We start from the raw sequence: 19,379 nt of genomic DNA on the forward strand, positions 1-19,379 counted from the left end.
AGTTATCCTTCTGCTGGTTTTGGAAGAGTAAAATAAATCGTTAAACCCGCATCAGCGTTATTCTCTGCCCAAATACGACCCTGATGGCGCTGAATCGCACGACGAACAATCGCTAATCCCAACCCGCTCCCGGTATATTCTGCGGAATTATTCCCGCGATGGAAAATATCAAATATTTTTTCAATATCTTCCTTGGCTAATCCTATTCCATTATCTTTAATATAGAAAACTACTTGGTCTGCTTCTTCTCGACCACCGATGGTGATTATTGGTTGCGGTGTGTGTTGCGTAAATTTAAATGCATTTTCGAGAAGATTGAATAATATTTCCCGTAACATAACCGGGTCAGCAAATGCTTTTGGTAACATATGCATAACCAGTTTCCGGTGTGGTTCCGGCTGCTGTTGGCTTAATTCTGCATATAACGATTGGACTAATTCCGATAATTCAACCTCTTGAAAATGGAGCGCAGCTCGGCCAAACTTCGCATACGTGAGAATATTTTCAATCAGCGTTTCCATAATTTTAATATTCTTTTCAATTAACCGAATACATTCTATTCCTTGGCTATCTACCTGGGATGAATAATATTCATTCAAAATATGCCAAGCTCCTTTAATGTTCTGCAAAGGAGTACGTAATTCGTGAGAAATAGTATAATCATATTCAGCTAAACTTTGATTTGCTATTAATAATTCTAAAATACGTCGTTCCAGCTGCTGATTTAATTGTTGGATTCTCTCCTCTGTTTGCTTTCGATAGGATATATCTCTAACCGTAACATGATTAGTTAATTTTCCAGCATAATTTATCATAGAACCGAATACTTCAAGATATACTCGCTGTCCGTCTTTACGGATTCCAACCGTTTCATAATGCGACGGTAGCATGTCTCCCTGACGTCGTTTCTCAAACTGTTCACGCATTCTTTCTAATTCTTCAGGAGCAATCAGTAATATTGATTCTGTCCCAATCAATTCTTCTCGCGCGTATCCGAAGATTTTCGCAAATGATTGATTAACAAAAATATGTTTTCCATCTTGAACTAATGCCACCCCATCCGCTAAATTATCTATTAATAGTAAATAATTCTCACTATTTTGCTCAAAATAGTTGTTTACGTTCAACGTCTCTTTATGAGCCATAAATCTTATTATAATAATCTACATAAAAATTACACGAAAATTAAATTTATTTAACTGCTTAACTCTATTCCTTGGAGATATTTTAAATATTTTTGTTCTATTTAATAAGATTTATAATACACAATTCTATTGTATATATGCGGGGTTGTAAATCGGGGAATCCCTGAGTTGGCATTACGAAAAACCTGACTGAAAATTCAAGCGCAGAACACGTAAAACCTACAGAAAAAACTAATTATTAAAATTACGAACTAGGTAATTATGCAGTTATGCTATTCTGCGAACTCTGTGTTCTCCTCAGGTAAGATTCTGGTTTATGTGTCTAGAGAAACCAGTCCTTCCTTAATCGCGTATTTGGTAAGGTCTGCAATTGAATAGATATTAAGTTTATCCATAATCTGTTGACGGTAGGTTTCAACGGTTTTAATACTAATTTTTAATGATGCTGCAATTTGTTTTGTACTCTTCCCTTCAGCTAAAAGCTGAAGTACTTCTCGTTCTCGGGCTGTTAGAATCGAATACACGGAAGCATCATTGTTTTTTAACCGATAGATATAATCCTTTAAAACTATATCCGCTATCGGTGGACTTAAATAAATTTGATTCGAGTTTACGGTACGAATCGCTGTAATTAATTCTTCAAATGCACAATCTTTAAGTAAATATCCTGCTGCGCCAACTTTTAACATTTCCATAACATACCTTCGGTCGGAATGCATTGAGAGACCGATAATTCTCACTTCCGGATACTTAGTAAGAATCTGGCGAGTGGCTTCGATTCCGTTTAAATCCGGCATTGCAACATCCATAACAAGAACATTCGGCCGTCGTTCGTGAACCAATTGCACTGCGATTCTCCCGTTATATGCTTCCCCGACAATAAGCATATCCGGTTCTCGAGCAATTAAAGAACATAATCCTTGCCGAACTAGAGTATGATCATCCGCTAACAGAACTTTTATTTTCATCTTAAATATGATTACACAAATTATGGCTAAACACAATTACTATAGATTACGGTTCACCTATTTCACTTATTCAACCTGATTCAAAGGCACCGATAACGTTACCGTAGTACCTTTTCCAGGCGCAGACATCACCTGCATGTTCCCACCGATATTTTTAATCTGCTCTTGAACATTAAATAATCCATATTTTCCGGCTTTCATTAAATTTATATCAAATTCAAATATTGAAAAGCCAATGCCGTTATCAGCTACTTGGATATTAAGCACATGTCCTTCCTGTTGCAACGTTAATTTAGCATGACGTGCTCGTGCATGCTTCCCAACATTAACGAGTAACTCGCGGATTAGCTGATATAATAGAACCTGTAAATTATGCGGTAACGGTTGCGATTTCAGCTCAATCTTTACCCGAATTGGTATATTATACTGCAATTGTATCTGTTCGGCAAGCCATCTTATTGCTGCTTCAAACCCTACATCATAAAGAATTGGAGGACTCAATTCAATGGTTAAGGTTCGGATATATTGAATCGCTTGTTCTATTAGACTGCGAATCTCATCGCTCAGTTTTGATATCGCCGGAGCAACCTCTAGTTCACCTAATTTGATTTTACATAACGCTAATATCTGGCCAATATTATCATGCAATGCTTGTGCTATTTGCCGCCGTTCTCGCTCTTCGGTCAGCGTAAGTTCTGCAGCTAATCTGCGTAATTCTTCCTGATACTGCTTCATATTTTCTTCAGCAAGTTTTCGAACCGTTATATCTTGTAGAATACCAAGGGTACGTACAGGATTCCCAAACGAATTTAGTTCGGTAACATTCGTTTCTGCAATCCATTTCATTTGCCCAGATCGGGTTGTAATCTGGACTTCTGCTTGCCATTCAGTAATCTCACCGAGCCTTGAACGTTCAATCGCTTCTTCCAAAGGCATCCCTGCAAGTTTTCCACATAATTCTACGTGCTGGATTAATGATTTCCACCGTTCAATAGTTATCTCCTTATTAGAATATCCGGTCAGTTCTTTGATACCTTCGTCTATAAAAGTATAAGTCATACTTGTGCGGTCTAACTCAAACGGAACAGCATTTGCTAACGCGATCGCACGCCGATATCGCCGTTCTCTTTGCCGAAGTTTCTCTCGCGCTAATGTTCGATCTAACGCTCCGCTAGCATAATTCACAAGAAGCGTGAACAGCGTTAAATCATTCTGGGTATATTTATTCGGTATATAACTTTGAATAGTAGCAATCCCGATATTAGTATTTTGTCTTCGTATCGGAACCAACATCATAGTTTTCGGAAATCGAGAAACATCACCAAACGGAATTAATACTCCTTCCGGAAGTTGCGCTATTTCTGTTTCTGTCAATAGTTTTGCTCCCTCTTCAAAAACTTTATTGGTCATCGGACTGAACTGTGCTGGTAAAGTTGCAGTAACTAATTCGCGGTTTCCGTTGATAATATCATACGCTAAGAGATTCGAAACAGTCATTGTCTCTTCATCATATATCCGGACCGCGCAGGAATCCCACCCGAAAAATTGATCTGCGGTTGCAACTAGTTCTTGGGCCACCATTTCCGGAGTAACAGCTGCCCCGACTTTTTCACCTAATTCTGTTATCGCTTGTTGGAATTCTTGCTGTCTCTTTTTTTCCGTTATATCACGACCGACAACCAGAATTGATTGACTACCGAGATATTGAATAGGTATAGACGCAATTTCTGCATCGATTACTTCACCATGAATCCCCTTGAGTTTTAATTCGATAAGCGGCGCTTCTTTTCCTTGTTCAAGCATCATTCGGATACGGTCTCGAACTAACGGTTGAAATTCTGGTGTAACGAATTCGAGCAGTGGTTTCCCCAAAATTTGTTCAGGAGAATTCGCATGTAATACTTTACAGCACGCTTGATTGACATATTCCATGATCCCATTTCGATGAATCATAATCGGGTACGGTGCTAAATCTAACAGTAACCGATACCGCTGTTCACTTTCCTGAAGAGCTTGTTTGGCATTATAGAGTTCAGTAATATCATATGCAGCGGTAAGAATACATTTTTTACCTGCGACTTCGATTATTTCACCGGAGAACAATCCGATACGTTCTGCTTTCGTTTTCGTCCTCATTTTAATTTCCACGTTACGAAATCGACCTTGTTCATTCAGTAATGTTAACGCATCGTAATATTCAGTGATATTAGGAAAACCATTAAGCGAAACCGGAGTTTTCCCGATGATCTCTTCTCGTTGATATCCGAGCGTCTTGAGAAAAGCTTCGTTGACATCAAGAAATGCCTGGTTTTCTAAGTCGTTAATTGCCATTAATGCTGGGCTGGAATTAAATGCGGTAGCGAATTTTTCTTCTGAAGCACGGAGAATTCGTTCATTCCGTTTCTGTTCAGTAATTTCTCGAGCGAAAACCGCAACTTGACCTACTTTTCCCGTACTATCTAATATTGGACAAAATTGATTATCAAATACCATCTCATCTCGTTCATCTTCAAATCGAACAACGTTGCCGGTTCGAATAGCCGTTTCGAAATATTGTTTTCTTTTTCCGGAGACTATTGGCGGAAAAACATCAAAAATGTTTACTCCGATAAGGTCATCAACCGACTTTTTAAGCCGTCTTGCCGCGGCATTGTTTAGCATCAAAACATTCCCGTTTGTATCGAGGAGAGCCATCGAATCTGGTGATGTATTCATGAGCGTAGATAATATAGCTTCATTTTCCCGTAGGCGTTTTTCCGCTAATTTTTGTTCCGTTATATCCTCCGAAATTCCTAAAAGATATTTCGGTTTGCCGGTTGGGTCGTAAATCGGTACTTTTTTCGTTCGCAGAATCCGCGACCCTTTATACTTTGTTTCAATTCGTTCTTCAAGAATATCAACCAGTTTTTCTCCAGCAAGTATTTCCTGGTCTTTAATGGTAGATAATGTTGCATCTTCTATAGGAAACAAATCAAAATCATTCTTCCCAAGGATTTCTTTTCGATTATACCCAAGTAACTCTTCCCCCGCGCGGTTAATTCGAACATATCGGAGATTTTCCGCTTCTTTAACAAACATCATATTCGGGATATTCTCAACGACCGAATCAAGAAAAATCTGGTTCCGTAATAATTCCAACTCCATCTGTTTGCGAAGTGTGATATCTTCTATAACGCCATCAATCCATGCAATAGTTCCATCGGGTGCAAACTGCGCTCGCGCGGTTACTGAACCCCAAAATATTGTCCCATCTTTTTTTCGTAATCGAACCTCTCTATTTTTTAGTTCCCCTTTTTGCCTTAGTTCTTCAAGATACTGTTGGCGTTCTTCAGGGTTCTGATAGAGTGTAGGGATTGGAACCTGGATAAACTCCTCGACAGAATCATAACCATGCATTGCAGCTACTGCGCGGTTCGCAAAAATGAACTGACCTTGCACCGTGTTTCGAAATACGCCAAAATTGACATTTTCGACCATCGTGCGATATCGCATTTCACTCTCGCGCAGCGATTGTTCCGCTAATCTTTGTTGCGTGATATCCTCGGTATGAACCATAATAATATCTGAAGGGATATAGACGTAACTACTGTTGAAAATCTTCGTTTCACCAATACTTTGAAAATGATATGTGATTTCACGCTTAACAACACCTTTTTCAGCAAAGCATTTTTCAAAATCAGCGAGTATCTCTGGTCGATTACCAATTAATTCACGCAAAGTTTTTCCAATAAACTGGCGAATGCCACCTTGGGTAAAATTTTCCGCAGCGTGATTACAATCAACCAGAACGAAATCGTCCCCTTGTTTTTGCCAAGTATAGGTTGGTATTGGGAACCCTTGATATTGCGCACGAAGTTCTGCCTCCTTTTGCTTGATAACATCAGTTGCTTGTTGATATAGACGATATTCCTGTTCTAACTCTCGCCAACGTCGCCATGAAAAGATACTCAATCCTATTCCCAAGAGCATCAGTATGATAAGGATTCGCATAATCTGGAGATATCCAGTATGTTCGAGCAGCGCAACGAGCGGGGTATAAACAATCAACGCATCTACAATAATGAATACGATAATCGCGCCAAGCGTTATCAATACTAAGTCACGATTTACCGTACTTTCCTGATGAAAATCCGGAACAGGATTTTTTTGATTCAATTGTTTAGCAGTTTTACTATCCATACTTTCTCACCTCGTTTATGATGGATGAATTTATTAGCTAAAACGACTCACAATCGGTTCTTAATTGTAGACATAACTTGCAGGTTACGTCAAGGGGGAAAAATGTGAAAAAATTAAATCGAGATAAGAAAATTGCTCAATGTGAATTATATAGGAGTAGGTTCTTTCGGAAAGCTCAACCGGCAACCTGATTTTCGTTTTCGACGAAAACTGGCGGAGAGAGTGGGATTCGAACCCACGAGGGCAACGAGACCCTACACGCTTTCGAGGCGTGCTCCTTCGACCAACTCGGACATCTCTCCGCACCCTAACCCTTAGATAAACCTGACGGAGGGAAGAAAATGCAAAAGGATAGAAGAACTAATTTTTTTCAGTTCTTTCGTTATTCCGTGCTTTAGCGTGGTTTAACTATATACCATTAAATATGTATTAATTATACCTTTTAATGATTAAGACGGACAAGGAAGGTAGAACTTTCGGTGAATCTAGTTGCCGAGTTTCGGGAATATTTTTAATGCGGTAGTATAATAGATTTTCTTTTTATCAGCCTCGGTTAAGTTTATAGCTTCGAACATGCTGATAGCGATTGCCGGATGAATTAAGGTTAAATCGGTTCCAAAAACTAGTTTATTAACCCCGACCCGGTCAATCGCTTCTCCGACCTTATCATAGTCGAAAACACTACAGACGATATCGAGATAAACCTTATCCGTCTTTTCAGCGACGTCAATCCCTTCTTTCCAGTTATTCCCGCCCATATGTGCCATGATTATCGGGATATCCGGACATCGCTCGCGAACACTCAGAACCCGCCGTGGTGCTGCATCTCCAAAATCGTACGTATGAATGAGAAGCGGGAGGTTCGCTGACTCCGCCATTGTAATTAGCTTGATATTTGCTGCTGAATCTATCGGATGACCATTATATGACGGATGCAGTTTTACTCCAACCCATTTCGGATGCGTATGGTATTTCTCAATTTCCTTCTCGGATTCCACAAGATAATTTGGATTCAACGTTATATAACCATAGCATTCAGGGTTACGGTCAAGTAACGGGGCTAATTCCGCATTTCCAGCAACGAAATCATATTGGACTGCTTTCGCAGAAGAAAAAATGCATTTCTCGATTCCGGCTTCTTGCATTATTCGCAATGCATCCGATTCTGATTCTGCTAAAATCGGAAATGGCCAATATCCATAATGTGCATGTATATCAATCTTTTTCATAAAAAAGAAATTATACCGATTATTAGCAACAGATTATACAGATGAAAAAATCAAATGCTTTTTAAATTTGTAAAAGTTTTTTAATATTTTCAGCGAGAATCAACGATTTCTCTTCTTGCGAAATATGCGAGCGCTCAATCAGCATCAGCGCCGGCTCGATATAATCAAACGGTGCATGTGAGCCGAAAATCAGCCGGTCAGCGCCGGCTTCTTTAACCGCTAAATCGATGCCGTCTGGAGTATCGAGAATTCGGGGTTCAAGATATACCTTCGGAACGGTTTTGAGCAACTCGAGTGCTTCACCGAAATTAAAATAGGATATTCCAGTTAAAATAATCGGGAAACCATATCGTTGTGCGAGTTCCGCATATTTCGTAGCTACACCCCAGGCGCGGGATTCGACCATCAAGATTAACTTTGCATCCGCAATCGCCCGCAAGATTTTCGGAAGCGGCGCAGCATCGAAATGCCATCCTTGCACCTCCGGAAATAGCCGAATGAGTTTGCATCCCTGACTTGCACGCAGGTTGATTTCATCGAAACAACCAAAATATTCTCGCGGGTCAACGCTAAACGCTGGAGTTAAATTCGGATTGGCTTGGGCTACTTCAATTGTTTCCTGATTTCCGAGCCGATAATCATAATGGATGCTCTGCAGAGATATAGTTATCGCGCGGGATATGTTATTCTTTTTCATCATATTCAACAACTGCGTAACTGAAGTATCCAGATTCCGTTTCGGATAGAATCCAAAAAAAGTATTTCCATCGATTATTTCTGTTGACATAAGCAAATGTTAACTCAAAATTTGAAAAAATAGTATAATTGAGAATTAACTACTCTGCAACTATACTCCTTTTCTATTTACCATCATCCTTAATCTTTCTAACAACATTAGTAGGTAAGCTTTCAAGAAGGCAAGTTGATGTCTAACTACTTATTATTGCTTACGCTAAATTATTTTATATCCTAAAGTCTTAAAAAATTCACAAACTTAATTTTAACAACTGGTTAGTATCGTTTTCAGGTTGGCAAGAGGAATGGTTTTCTGTTCGCCGGTGGTCATATCTTTTACGATGCAGATTTGATTGGTTAATTCCGTTTCGCCGAGAATAACCACTCGTTTTGCACCAAGCCGATTCGCAAAATGCAACTGCGATTTCATACTTCCCTGCCGATAATCAAGTTGAATTGGAATTCCAGCATTCCGTAATTCCGCAATTAACGGAATCGCGTAATCGAATGCAGGTTGACCGAGAGTTATGAAAACAATCGGTATCTCTTCCTGCATCTGTCGTGTAACTTTCTGAAGCGCTAACGCTAGCGCTAATCGTTCTACTCCTGTTCCAAATCCTAATCCGGGAATGGCTGGTCCGCCGAGAATTTCGGCAAGTTCATCATATCGTCCGCCGCCGCCAATTGCATTCTGCGCTCCGAGCGATTCAACCTGACATTCGAATACTGTCCGGGTGTAATAATCCAAGCCACGCACTAACCTCGGGGCAATGTGATATTCTACTTTTAATATCTCTAAATACTTTTTAACATCTGCAAAATGGTTCTTGCATTCACCGCATAGGTAATCTAGACTACTCGGAGCTTTCGATACTATCGGTTGGCAGGAATCAACCTTACAATCCATCACACGCAGTGGGTTTCGATCAAAACGAATCTTGCAGTCTGCACATAAGGTTTCTAAATGCGGTTGCAAATAGTTACGTAATACCTGCCGATATTTCGGTCGGCATTGTTTACACCCGATACTATTGATTAACACCGTAAATTTCGTTAAGCCAAGCGCAGTAACGAATTGACGGAACATCGCAATCACTTCTGCATCTAAACTTGGCGCGAGACTTCCAAGACATTCCGCACCAATTTGTGTATGTTGCCGGAACCGACCTGCTTGTGGGCGTTCGTAACGAAACATCGGTCCGAGATAATAGAGTTTCGTTATCGGCGCCTGGTTGCCGAGTTTATGTTCTAGAAATGCACGGACTACTCCAACCGTTCCTTCAGGTCGGAGTGTTAACAATCTCCCCTTCCGGTCAGGAAAAGTATACATTTCTTTAGAGACGATATCCGTTGCTTCTCCTGCTCCTTTTTGGAACAATTCGGTATATTCAAAAATCGGGGTACGGATTTCCGCATATCCGTATAATGAAAAAATCTGTCGCGCAGTTGATTCAATAAAGTAATATATTGCAGTTTCGGGTGGGAGTACATCTTTTGTTCCGCGAGGTGCTGAGATTGACATAGAATAAAAAAGCATTGCACAATACAACCCGCGATGATACATTGAGGTTAGATTAGCAATGCAAACTTACAATGTAAAATGCTAAATTTAAAATTCGACGTAGAATTTACTGTTTCTTAGTTAAATCAATATACATTGATTCCAGCGATTTATCCGGAAAATCTTCTTTTACTTCAGCGACCTCTTCCAGTTCTTCTAAAACGGGAACCGCTTCTAGGGGATAGATGAAAATAATCTGGTCGCGTCGAATTTCTAATAATTTCGGCTCTGAGATTAATCGGTCGTCGCTAATCGCAAATATTTTTGCATCGGTAATCGGAATAAATTCCGGGGCCGCGTTCATAAAATCGCTAAACCGCATCATCGGGTGGAGGTGTATCGTTCCTTGAATTCGATAATCTGGTATAACTATATTTACCTGACAAGGATTTCGTTTGATACGTAATGCCATAATTTACCTCCTCTCATTACCATATCTTAAAATAGTTGAGATCGTTATCTTAAGGATAATGGTTGGGCGGATTTAAACCGCTGATATAGTTTATCCCGACAAGATTTACATAAATCAAACTGATAATGAATATAGACTTCGTCGTTCAGCTCTTCAGGATTCATCGTTTCCATCTGCTGGATCAATTGTTCAATCTCTTTTCGAAAATCCCGATGTCGGTCTTCTTCAGTGAACACGACTGGTGTTTTCGCCGCATATAATTCCGCTTTAAAAGTATATCGAGTTCCACTTTGTTTTATCTCTTCACCGCAACTATCGCATAGATATATTAACATAAGACTATGGGAAAAAACCAAAAATTCGATTCAAATCGAGTTATATAGTTACATGGTTACATTACAAAGGTAGTTATATCAGCTAAACAAGTCATCTCGTTCTGTTTGTTATCCTTGCTTTTTCTAATATAATCTATCTATCCGATTGTTTATTTAACGAGTTTTATGATCCATCATCAAATGGTAGCAAAATTTCGCGCGGTTTGCTTCCCCGCATCGGACCAACAATACCGTCGCGTTCCATTTGTTCGATCAACTTTCGTGCTCGAGGGTAACCGATTCCAAGTTGAGTCTGTAACATTGACGCAGATGCCTGTCGTGTTTTCCGAACAATACGGACTGCTTCTTCGTAGAGTGCATCCGAAATGCCATTTACTCCTTCTTTTTCTTCTGTTTCTTCTGCTACAAGGTCGCTAAATGATGTAATCGCATAGTCTGGACCCCGCTGATTCCGAATGAATTCAGTCAGCTTTTCCATTTCAGCATCTGAAATGAACGAACCTTGAAGTCGATACGGTTTTGGCGTTCCGCCAGGAGAAAAAAGCATATCGCCGCGACCGAGTAACGCTTCTGCACCGGAACCATCGAGAATGGTTCTCGAATCAATTTTTGTTGAAACCTGAAACGCTATGCGCGATGGGAAATTCGCTTTAATCAAACCGGTAATAACATCTACCGAAGGCCGTTGTGTTGCCAGTACTAGATGAATTCCGACCGCACGTGCCATCTGGGCTAATCGAGTTAATAAATCTTCATTATCGGTTCGCGCGACCATCATTAAATCTGCTAATTCGTCGATGATGATAACGATTAGGGGGAGTTTTTCCATTGGCTGTTGGAGTAATAAATCTGGCGCATTTTTATCCAATGATTTCTGTCGTTCATACAGTGCATTGTATCCGGTTATATCCCGAACTCCAACATCCGCAAAAAGATTGTATCTTCGTTCCATTTCACGTACCGCCCATTTTAATGCCAGACATGCTTTTTTGGCTTCCGTGACTACTGGAGTTAACAAATGCGGAATCTCGCTGAACATTGAGAGTTCAACTCGTTTCGGGTCAATCATAATAAACTTCACTTCATCTGGCGTAGCGTTATAGAGAATGCTAGCAATCATTGCGTTGATACATACACTTTTCCCGGAACCAGTGGTTCCGGCAACGAGTAAATGTGGCATTTTCGCTAAATCCGCTACATACGGTTCACCGTCAATCGTTTTCCCGAGCGCTAACGCAAGTTTCGAATTGCATTTTCGGAACGCTTCAGAATCTAATATTTCGCGTAAAAGAACGGGGGTTGTAGTCCGATTCGGAATCTCGATACCGACTGCCGCTTTCCCCGGTATCGGTGCAACAATGCGAATATGATGCGCTTTCATAGCGAGCGAAATATCATTCTGTAAACTGGTAATACTGCTGATTTTAACTCCGGGTGCCGGCTGTAACTCGTATCGGGTAACGACCGGACCGCGACTCACTTCAACCACTTTCGCTTCAATTCCGAAATTGAGTAAGGTATCCTCGAGATTTTTCGATTCTTGCAGGATTTCTTCTTGAATTCGCGATTCTTCTTCTCCGGTCGGAAGTTGTAACAAATCAATCGGTGGAAGTTGGTATCCATCTTTACTAGCCGGTTTTTCAGCAGGTATCGGTTTTTCCGGTTTAACTCCTTTCTTTGCCGATTTATCCTGACCAACAACGGTTATTTTAGGTGGTGGTGAAACTTGCGGTGGAGACGGAGGAGTGGTTGTCTGCGGTTGCAGAGTTGGTTTGATTAACGGGTGAGCAGATTTATACGCTTTTCGTTTCTCCCGCCATTGCAGATACGCAGTTTGCAGTTTATTTTTCGCAAGAACCACATATTCAGAGAATAAAAATTCGGTACTTAATATGGTACCAATTACTAAAATCATACTAGCAAGGAGATACGCGCCAATCGTCCCAAACAAACGGGTTATCTGCAAAGAATAAGGATATCCAGAGGTGATAAATGCTCCGATTATGCCGCCATTATCAAAATTTTTCTGTTTCTGATACAGGTTATCAGATACTCCCGCATAGGGTAAACTTAATAACGTGCATAATGAAATGATAACCAAAATTCCACCGATAAGTTTACCGGTTATATTCGTCGGCTGTTCTGCTTGTTTGAACTTACTTACACCCCAAAGGAATAACAATATCGGAATAACGAACGCAACATAATTTCCAAAAATAAAAAAGAGCAACCGAGAAATGAAATCACCAATGAGCCCAATCCAATTGTATTGCAAATCATACGTTGCCAGACTTAATAGAATAATCAACGCACAGAAAAACAAGATTATACCGACAATTTCATTTTTAGTTTTCTTTTCTAATTCAGGGAAAAACTTCATTACCCAATCGATCCAGACGGATGGTATCGGATATAAACGGACGAGTTTATCCGCATCGAGCCGTGGCTTGATCCGTCTGCATATGTTTATTTATAATTCGATTATAACCGGTAAAATCATTGGCCGTCGTTCTATTCGCTTATATAAGAATCGGCGAATCCCAGTCGTCACTTCACTTTTAACTATTGCCCATTCTGTTTTACTTTCTTTTGGAATTTCAGCCAGAATTTGTTTAACCAATTCTTGGGATTCAGCAATTAAATCGCCGGCTTCTTCCATAAATACGAATCCACGACTGACAATTTCTGGTTCCGCAACCAGTTCGCCAGTTAACCGATTGATGCCGATTACGATAATGAACATTCCGTCGGATGCCAGATGCAATCGGTCACGTAACACCGTATCTCCGACATCACCAACCCCTTTCCCATCAACGAAAACGCGGTTCGCTGAGGTCTCTCCGACTTTCCGAATTGAATTCGGGGTTAATTCAATTATATCACCATCTTCAACAATGAGGGTATGGTTGGCGGGGATTCCAATCTGTTGTGCTAGTTGAACATGATAAAATAAATGGCGATACTCACCATGAACTGGAATGAAATATTTCGGTCGAACCATATTGAGCATGAGTTTCTGTTCTTCTTGCGAAGCATGACCAGAAACATGGATTTCTGAAACCCGTTCATAATATACTTCGGCACCACGTCGGAATAAATGATTTATTGTTCGGGCGATAGATTTTTCATTTCCCGGAATAACCCGAGCGGAAATGATTACCGTATCCCCAGGATTAATTTTAATCTGTTTATGTTCATTCATCGCAAGTCGCGCCAGAACTGACATCGGTTCCCCTTGACTGCCAGTAGTTATTATCACCGTTTTATCCGGCTGAATCCGTTGGATATCTCCAAATTGAACGAAAGTATTTTCCGGAATAGATAAATACCCAAGGTCAGCAGCGATACGAACATTACTGGTCATACTTTTCCCAGTTACTGCTACTGACCGGCCATATTTATATGCTTTATCAATAATCTGCTGTACTCGATGGATATTGCTGGAGAAGGTTGCCGCGATAATTCTACCTTTCGCTTGAGCAAAAATCGTATCGAGAGTATCGCCAATATCTTTTTCGGACAGGGTATATCCTTCCCGTTCAACGTTAGTACTATCAGATAATAATAAGAGTACTCCTTGTTCACCTAACTCAGTAAACTTATGCAAATCCATTAACTCGCCATCAACCGGAGTTGGGTCAATTTTAAAATCGCCACTGTGCACAATGGTTCCTATTGGAGTATGAATCCCTAATCCGACACCATCAACGATACTATGCGTCACCCGGATAAACTCAATGCGAAAATCACCGAGAATAATCTGGTCGCGTGGTTTAACGATGTTCCGTTGTGTTTGGTCAAGTAAATCGAATTCCCGCAGTTTCGGTTCAATCAGCCCAAGAGTCAATCGCGTTCCATAAAGCGGAACATTAAGTTGCTGTAAGAAAAATGGTAACGCACCGACGTGGTCTTCATGCCCATGAGTAAGAATAATTCCACGAAGTTTATCTTTTCGTTCTAGCAGATAGGTTATTTCCGGAATGATTAAATCTACGCCGGGGGTCTCTTCTTCCGGAAACATCACACCACAATCGATTACAATGATATCGTTTGCGGATTCGAATACCATCATATTCATTCCGATTTCGCCTAATCCACCTAGCGGAATGAACCGAATTGAAGAAGATTCCATAACGTAAATTAAACTAACAAATTTTTCTGTTTCAAACTATCTAGATAATTTTTTGTTCTTTCGTTCTTATATAATAGATTGGTGATTGTACCATTTAACTCATTTTACCTAGATATCACTAATGATTATAGCATAGGAAACAAAAAAAGCGAACCCTGTTTGTTAGCTGAATATACAGACAGCATTTTCGAATGAAGTTATCGTTTCTATGTTGTTTTCAAATTCCAAAATAGAGCAAGATATACTCCATCTGAAAATAAATGGATTTTGCAATGAATAGCTCCTATTGCAGAAAATCAAAGTGACCTGCATTCATTTTGATCGGATTGCGTGTTTTGCAAGAAACTCACGTCTATCGCAATTGATTTTTCCGTTTCTCTGTTTTTTTCAGTTTCTCTTATACTTATAATATGCCGCACAGGTTCCTTCGCTCGAAACCATACACGGTCCAATCGGGTTGTCTGGAGTACATTTTTTTCGGAATAACGCGCATTCCGGCGGGGTGATTATTCCACGAAGTACTTCACCGCAGCGACATGGCGAAGAACGATGGACGGCAGATGACAGACGAATATTAGGTACTGTTTCTAAAATATTAAACCGTAAATATGGTTTGGTTAAGTTCAATCCGCTATTAGGAATCGTTCCCAACCCGCGCCAAGTGGTATCCGCTGGCTCGAAAACTTCATATAACATCTGACGCGCTTTCGGATTTCCTTCTGGTTTAACCACACGCTGATATTGAATTTCAACGCATGGATTCTGGTCAACAATCTGATGGAGTAACATTACAATCGCCTGCAGAATATCTAACGGTTCGAATCCCGCAATAACGCAGCCGACTCGATATTGTTCTGGGATAAATTGATATGGTTTAGCGCCGATAACGGCGCTCACATGCCCCGGACAGATGAATCCGTTTATATTCACTTCTCCCGATTCGAGCAGAGCCCGCATCGCCGGAGGAATAAGTTTATGTGCCGGATAAATGAAAAAATTATTAATCTTACTCTGTGCAGCTAGCTGGAGCGTAGCAGCTACCGTTGGCGACGTTGTCTCAAATCCGACCGCGAAAAAGATTACTTTCTTCTCCGGATTATTTTTAGCGATTTCTAATGCATCTAAACAGGAATACACAACGCGAACATCCTTACCGTTAGCTTTTTGCTCTTGCAACGATGAATTCGTCCCGGGAACGCGGAGCATATCTCCGAAGGTCGTAAAAATAATTGATTCGAGTTCAGTTAACGAAATCGCAGTATCAATATCTTGCTGCGTGGTAACACAGACTGGACAGCCTGGACCAGAGAGAAGTTTGATATTCTTCGGTAATAGGTCTCGAATTCCAAATTTAAATATCGTAACGGTATGTGTTCCGCAAACTTCCATTAACTGAATTGGTTTCCCAATTTGCTGAGAATAGCGGGCAATTTGCGCTAAAATCCCTTTTGCGATTGTTCTATTCCGAAATTCATCGGTAAATTTCATACAGGAACTTGGTTTTTATAGAGTTAAATTATACTGTCGCACGCGAATTGATACTGGCGCGGAACCAGTGTGGGTTAAAGGCACACTGGTTCCGCCTCGCTTTGAATTCGATCCTGATTGTGAATTAACTTGGATTTAGTTTACCCTATGTATTGGGTTCAAGTTCTGCAAGTTGCCGAAGTAGAGTTAAGGTTTCTTTCGCATCCTGTTCATCCATTTTTTGGATAGCGAACCCAGAATGGAGAAGCACGTAATCGCCAACCGTAACATTTTCAACCAATTGCAGCGATACCGGACGGAGGACTCCACCAATATCAACTATTGCAGTTAACCCTTCAATTTTAATTATTTTCCCCGGAATACCTAAACACATACGGAAAAACGTAAGAACGGAAGAACTTAAATTCAAAACATCCGTATTGTTCTTTCGTTTTCACCTTCCTTTGTTCTTTCTTGATTGATTTGAGCATTAGCAACAACCACTTGACCGAATGAAACGCAAGCGTCGTTCGGTGGCATTTGCTGATGCGTATACACCTTAAACTTTAATTCTTGCAATCGTTCGATTAATCGAGATACTATAATCCGATTTTGGAACGTTCCGCCACTTAACGCGACCGAATTCAATCCGGTTTGGTTTCGAATTCGTTGCGCGATATCGACGGCAAACGCAACGACCGTATTATGGAACTTCGCCGCAATGACCGAAGTTGGAACTCGTTGTTTGAGTTCAGTAACGATTTCTTCGAACATTGGCCTGCAACTAATCATCAATTGATTTTCTTGTTCGTTTATTCTATATGAATATTGTTCAGGAACGTTTTCATCAACAGCCATTTCAAGTTCTATCGCAGGTTGCGCTTCATAAGTTGCAGTCAATCGTATCCCTATCAGCGCACTTACCGCATCAAATAATCGTCCTGCGCTGGAACATAACGGTGCATTGATTTTCTTTTCGATTATCCGAATTATAAGTTGAAGTTTATCTTCATCCATTGCTTTCACAAGCGGAATATCAAGATTCGCTATGTCATTTCCGTAGATAGCATAGAGATAACTTAATGCCATCCGCCAGTTTTCTGCAGCAGCAACATCTCCGCCGGGTAACGGGATATATTCAAGATGCGCTATCCGGTCGAACTCCCGTTCATCAGCGAGCAAAAATTCGCAACCCCAGATATTGCCATCGGTGCCGTATCCGGTACCATCCATCGCAATGCCAATAACTTTCTCATCTACTTGGTTTTCAGCAATGACACTAGCGATATGTGCATGGTGATGTTGAACCTGAACCCCTTGCATTCGTTGAGTCTGGCTAGCGATTTTTTCGACTGCAAATTGGGTAGATAAATAATCCGGATGTAAATCGAAGGCAATAACCTGTGGTTTAATCCGGAATAATTTTTCAAACCGAGCTATTGTCTCCTGATAGAACACAAACGTTTCAGCGGATTTCAAATCGCCGATATGTTGACTGATAAACGCAAATTCGCCTTTAGTCAAACAGAAGGTATTCTTCAATTCCGCACCACAACCGAGAATCTCTGGCATTGGTGTCGCTAACCGGATGGGTATCGGAGCATATCCACGAGCGCGACGCAAAACAATCGGCTTCCGATTGACCACCATCGCAATCGAATCATCGCAGCGATGATAGATATCACGATTATGTACAAGATAACCATCTACCATGTCAACAAAGGTTTTTAGTGCAACTTTATTCTCAATAACAATCGGTTCATCGCTGATATTCCCGCTGGTCATAACCAACGCAATAAAATTATTATCCTGAAATAAGAGATGATGTAACGGTGCATAGGGTAGCATCACACCGAAATAATTATTGTTTGGAGCTACTGCTTCGGAAATAAAATTAACTTTTTTCTTTTTCCTCAATAACACTATCGGCCGCTGCACACTGGATAATAATTGTTCTTCTGCCGGAGATATTTCGCAATATCGCCGAATAGTCGGTATATCTCCGCTCATTATCGCAAACGGTTTTGCTTCTCGTTTTTTTCGAGCACGTAACTGTCGAACCGCAGTATCATTCGTTGCGTCGCAAACCAGATGGAATCCGCCGATTCCTTTAACCGCAATGATTTCTCCTTGTTTCAAGCGTTGAATCGTCATAATAATCGCATCAGAAGTAGCAATCTTCTTACCAGTTTTATCTAGGAGGGTATAATGAGGACCACACTCGGGACAACAGTTCGGTTGCGTATGATATCTTCGATGATGGAGATTGTGATATTCTGCTTCACAACGTGAACACATTTGAAACTTCTGCATGGTTGTCTGCTTGCGGTCATACGGGATATCACGGATGATAGTGAATCGAGCACCGCAATTGACGCAGTTAATAAACGGATAGCGATATCTTCGGTCGGCAGGATTAAGGAGTTCCGCAACACAATCATCACAGACGCAGATATCCGCTGGGATATGAACAAGTTTATCATCCGCTTTTTCGCTCGGACGAACGATAAACTCGGTTTCACCTAATTGTGGCAAATCGGTAATCGTAAATCGTTCAATATGGGCTAACGGCGGATGAGTGGTAGTAGCTTCTTTAATAAATGCCGTAAGCGATTCCGCTGAACCTTCCGCTTCAATAACCAGCCCTTGCGTGGTGTTCATCACCCAACCGGCAACCCCATGTTTAATTGCTAACCGATGAATAAACGGGCGGTAACCGACTCCCTGAACCACGCCTTGGAGAACGATACGGGAACGTCTATTCATAAAAAAACAAACCGCGAAGACGCTCGGTTGTGCAGAAATGCAAATAAAATGAGCGCTAATTGCAGTTAGCTTCTATTCAATATCCAGGTTGGTGATGGTGATTTCGGTTCCTGGCACTTCGGTAACAACTATGTTTGCGGTTGCAGCAATCGTTTCTTTCGCTACGATTTCGAATGCTCCTTGCAAGGTTTCTGGTTTCAGATAGTTTAGTTGCCCGAGGGTAACATAGATAGCCGCTATTTTTTTCGCCTGATGTTTTTCTGCTTCTGCAAGTGCCGTTTTTAAAATATTCTCTGCTATTCCAAACTCATGCATAAACGTTAATATATAAAAATTAAAAATGTATCCAATAATTCTTTAGATATTATACCATATTCAGCAAACCATGAATGATTCAAACTTGCAACATACATAAAATCAGACATTTCCGGATTTTAATGGTACACTGGA

14 protein-coding genes and 1 tRNA gene are annotated in these 19,379 nt (G+C 40.6%); all 15 read right to left on the reverse strand.

Annotation, left to right across the window (positions count from 1 at the left end; translation table 11 throughout):
• Nucleotides 1-2: 2 nt before the first annotated feature.
• The gene (locus N3A72_01360; GenBank protein ID MCX7918258.1) at nt 3-1,145 is read right to left on the reverse strand and encodes a PAS domain S-box protein; all 1,143 of its coding nucleotides are present in this window, start codon (nt 1,143-1,145) and stop codon (nt 3-5) included.
• 314 nt (nt 1,146-1,459) lie between these two features.
• On the reverse strand, nt 1,460-2,113 hold the full coding sequence (locus N3A72_01365; protein MCX7918259.1) for a response regulator transcription factor: 654 nt from the start codon (nt 2,111-2,113) through the stop codon (nt 1,460-1,462).
• A gap of 66 nt (nt 2,114-2,179) precedes the next feature.
• Nucleotides 2,180-6,292 (reverse strand): PAS domain S-box protein, encoded by a 4,113-nt coding sequence (locus N3A72_01370; GenBank protein MCX7918260.1) that lies wholly within the window; start codon nt 6,290-6,292, stop codon nt 2,180-2,182.
• Nucleotides 6,293-6,503: 211 nt separating this feature from the next.
• Nucleotides 6,504-6,594, reverse strand: a tRNA-Ser gene (locus tag N3A72_01375).
• A 183-nt stretch (nt 6,595-6,777) separates the two neighbouring features.
• Nucleotides 6,778-7,521, reverse strand: a complete 744-nt coding sequence (locus N3A72_01380; protein MCX7918261.1) for an amidohydrolase family protein — start codon at nt 7,519-7,521, stop codon at nt 6,778-6,780.
• Between the two features lie 61 nt (nt 7,522-7,582).
• The gene (locus N3A72_01385; GenBank protein MCX7918262.1) at nt 7,583-8,308 is read right to left on the reverse strand and encodes an amidohydrolase family protein; all 726 of its coding nucleotides are present in this window, start codon (nt 8,306-8,308) and stop codon (nt 7,583-7,585) included.
• A 213-nt stretch (nt 8,309-8,521) separates the two neighbouring features.
• Nucleotides 8,522-9,778 (reverse strand): histidine--tRNA ligase, encoded by a 1,257-nt coding sequence (hisS, locus tag N3A72_01390; GenBank protein ID MCX7918263.1) that lies wholly within the window; start codon nt 9,776-9,778, stop codon nt 8,522-8,524.
• Nucleotides 9,779-9,884: 106 nt separating this feature from the next.
• Nucleotides 9,885-10,229, reverse strand: coding sequence for a hypothetical protein (locus N3A72_01395; GenBank protein ID MCX7918264.1), 345 nt, complete (start codon nt 10,227-10,229; stop codon nt 9,885-9,887).
• Between the two features lie 44 nt (nt 10,230-10,273).
• Nucleotides 10,274-10,564, reverse strand: coding sequence for a hypothetical protein (locus N3A72_01400; GenBank protein MCX7918265.1), 291 nt, complete (start codon nt 10,562-10,564; stop codon nt 10,274-10,276).
• Nucleotides 10,565-10,727: 163 nt separating this feature from the next.
• Nucleotides 10,728-12,944 carry a DNA translocase FtsK 4TM domain-containing protein gene (locus N3A72_01405; protein ID MCX7918266.1) on the reverse strand — a complete coding sequence of 739 codons (2,217 nt, stop codon included), beginning with the start codon at nt 12,942-12,944 and terminating at the stop codon, nt 10,728-10,730.
• Between the two features lie 90 nt (nt 12,945-13,034).
• The gene (locus tag N3A72_01410) at nt 13,035-14,696 is read right to left on the reverse strand and encodes a ribonuclease J (protein MCX7918267.1); all 1,662 of its coding nucleotides are present in this window, start codon (nt 14,694-14,696) and stop codon (nt 13,035-13,037) included.
• Between the two features lie 387 nt (nt 14,697-15,083).
• Nucleotides 15,084-16,184, reverse strand: coding sequence for a hydrogenase formation protein HypD (gene hypD / locus N3A72_01415; protein ID MCX7918268.1), 1,101 nt, complete (start codon nt 16,182-16,184; stop codon nt 15,084-15,086).
• Between the two features lie 145 nt (nt 16,185-16,329).
• Nucleotides 16,330-16,557 carry a HypC/HybG/HupF family hydrogenase formation chaperone gene (locus N3A72_01420; protein MCX7918269.1) on the reverse strand — a complete coding sequence of 76 codons (228 nt, stop codon included), beginning with the start codon at nt 16,555-16,557 and terminating at the stop codon, nt 16,330-16,332.
• Nucleotides 16,558-16,589: 32 nt separating this feature from the next.
• Nucleotides 16,590-18,929, reverse strand: a complete 2,340-nt coding sequence (gene hypF / locus N3A72_01425) for a carbamoyltransferase HypF (protein MCX7918270.1) — start codon at nt 18,927-18,929, stop codon at nt 16,590-16,592.
• Nucleotides 18,930-19,001: 72 nt separating this feature from the next.
• A complete protein-coding gene (locus tag N3A72_01430) occupies nt 19,002-19,244 on the reverse strand; it encodes a hydrogenase/urease maturation nickel metallochaperone HypA (GenBank protein MCX7918271.1) in 243 nt (80 codons plus the stop codon).
• Between the last annotated feature and the right edge of the window lie 135 nt (nt 19,245-19,379).

It is taken from the genome of bacterium, from assembly GCA_026416715.1.
Classification (GTDB): Bacteria; UBP4; UBA4092; order JAOAEQ01; family JAOAEQ01; genus JAOAEQ01.